Genomic DNA, 2,186 nt, shown 5'->3' with positions numbered 1-2,186 from the left:
CGCGTCGGTGACGGCGGCCGTCAGCACCTGACCTTGCGTCGCGGTCCCGCTGATGCCAAGCACACCCGGGTGGTTGTTGGCACTGACAATCGCTGCGGTCGGCGCGCTCGCCCGGTTGGTTTCGACACCACCCAGCTGATCGGTGTAAGTGGTCCTCACACGGACTTGCCTGCCCACCTGCGCTGCCTGGAGTGTCCAGCTCGGACCGGTGGCTCCGGCGATGTCGGTCCAGCTCGTCCCGATCAGCTGCTGCCAGCGATAGGTGATCGACACGTTGGCGAGCCCATCAAGGTCGGTAACGGCCGCGGTCAGGGCCTGGCCCTGAACGGGCGTACCGGTGATCGTAGCCACGCCTGCGTCGTTCACGTTGGCGACTGCCGTCGTCGGACCGCTTGCGACCGTCTCGTTGTTGCCAAGGGCATCGGTGTAGGTGGCGGTCGCTCGAACCTGCTTCCCAACCAGTGCTTGCTGCAGGCTGAGGGTTTTCGCAGTGGCGCCGGCAATGTTGCCCCACGTGCCGCCGCCGTCGCTGCTTTGCTGCCATTGGTAAGCGACGATGGTCCCGGCCGGGAGCCCATCGACATCGGTAACACCCGCCGCGATCGTGCGATTTTGATTTGCGGCCCCGATGATGGAGACGACGCCAATGTCGTTGCCGGCAGGATTGCTCGCGACGATCGGGGACGTGGCCAGGCTGGTTCGATTGTTTTCGGTTCCTCCCGACTGATCGGTATAGGTTACCTGGACGCGGACCTGCCTGCCGACCTGCGCTGCCTGAAGCGTCCACGTCGAGCCGGTGGCATTTGCGATGTTGCTCCAGGTGTTTCCGATCAGTTGCTGCCAGCGATAGCTGATCGATACATTGGCGAGCCCATCCAGATCCAAGACCGCGGCGGTCAAGGCTTGGCCTTGTACGGGTGTACCGGTGATCGCGACTACGCCTATGTCGCTCACGTTGGCGACGGCGGTATTGGTGGTGCTGGCAACCAGTTCCTGGTTACCCAAAGCATCGGTGTAAGCAGCGGTTGCCCGCACCCGCTTTCCGACTTGAGTCTGCTGCAAGGTCAGGGCGGCTGTGGCTGCACCTGTTATGTTGCTCCATGTGGCACCGTTATCGCTGCTCTGCTGCCACTGATAGGTAATGACCGTCCCTGACGGTAACCCGTCAACATCGGTGACGTTTGCCGCCAAGGTCTGATTCTGAGTCAGAGTCCCGCTGAGAGAAACAACGCCCTGCGCCATCACGCTACCTCCGCATCAACCTGTCAATGTTGTCTGCTAAGTCGTCGAGGCGTGGCTGCGGGAGTCCAGTGTCCCGCTTTTCCCCACGCGCGCTGAACTCCACTGCGCGGACTATGCTCCGATCCTTTGGACTTTCCAATTAGCTCTTTGTTGGTAGAACTCTGTCATTCCTCACACGCCCTTCGTGCACTGGAGCTCAGCTGCAGGCTGGCTAATGGGTGAGGACGACGCGGCTTTTTGCGATTCTATGCCGACGAAGCCGAGGCTTTCGTGGCTCGCGCCACGCTGCGGACTTGGCGCAGGAGATTTCCGCGTTACCTAAGCCGGCGGCATGGAGGATGACGATGAAGATGCAGAAATTCACGATCGCCGACGCTTCGCTGGAGCGTTCCCCCGGGCAGGAGGCAGATATCCGCGTCGGCAATCTCGTCGATGAGCGGCATGGCGGGCCGATCACCATCGGTTACGGACGTTACGCGCCGGGCCAGAGCCTGACCGAAACGATGGCGGTCGACGATGTCATAATCGTTCTGGAAGGGCGGCTTTCGGTTTCGACAGAGGCGGGGACGGTCAGCGCCGGGCCGGGCGAGATCGTCTACATGCCCAAGGGCGAGACCGTGACGATCCGCTCGCATGAGGAGGGCGCGCTCACCACCTATGTCACCTATCCGCATTGGCGGCCGGCGCATGCGTAAGCCGCGCACGGCAGTGAGGTGCTTTGATCGGCTGCCTTGGTTGATTTCCTGCAGGTCTGCCAAGGCGGCTGTACCCCGTCCCGATATGGCCGTTGCGGATTGACCGCACTGCTGGTGATTGCAAAGATCCGGAATCAGGTAGCAAATTTGAATAGGGGCTGGTTAATGCCTATAGAGCCTGCTGCTTTCATACGGAAGCATATCCTGAGTTTGTAAGGTAGTTTGCGCATTCTGCTGGCGAGAAGCAGT

At 61.3% G+C, this 2,186-nt stretch carries 1 protein-coding gene and 1 pseudogene; one reads left to right on the top strand and one right to left on the bottom strand.

Annotation, left to right across the window (positions count from 1 at the left end; translation table 11 throughout):
• A pseudogene (locus tag CO660_RS32265) lies at positions 1 to 1,242 on the bottom strand (hypothetical protein); the annotation flags it as partial.
• Positions 1,243 to 1,586: 344 nt separating this feature from the next.
• Between CO660_RS32265 and CO660_RS32260 the strand changes: the two are divergent.
• A complete protein-coding gene (locus tag CO660_RS32260; RefSeq protein WP_097601875.1) occupies positions 1,587 to 1,937 on the top strand; it encodes an AraC family ligand binding domain-containing protein in 351 nt (116 codons plus the stop codon).
• Positions 1,938 to 2,186 lie beyond the last annotated feature (249 nt).

The sequence above is a fragment of the Rhizobium sp. L9 genome, from assembly GCF_002531885.1.
Lineage (GTDB): Bacteria > Pseudomonadota > Alphaproteobacteria > Rhizobiales > Rhizobiaceae > Rhizobium.
This window is presented reverse-complemented; position numbering and strand designations above follow the sequence as displayed.

Excerpts from the sequence above, each read along its gene's own strand:
- CO660_RS32260 (WP_097601875.1), top strand. The coding sequence starts at position 1,587 with ATGAAGATGCAGAAATTCACGATCGCCGACGCTTCGCTGGAGCGTTCC.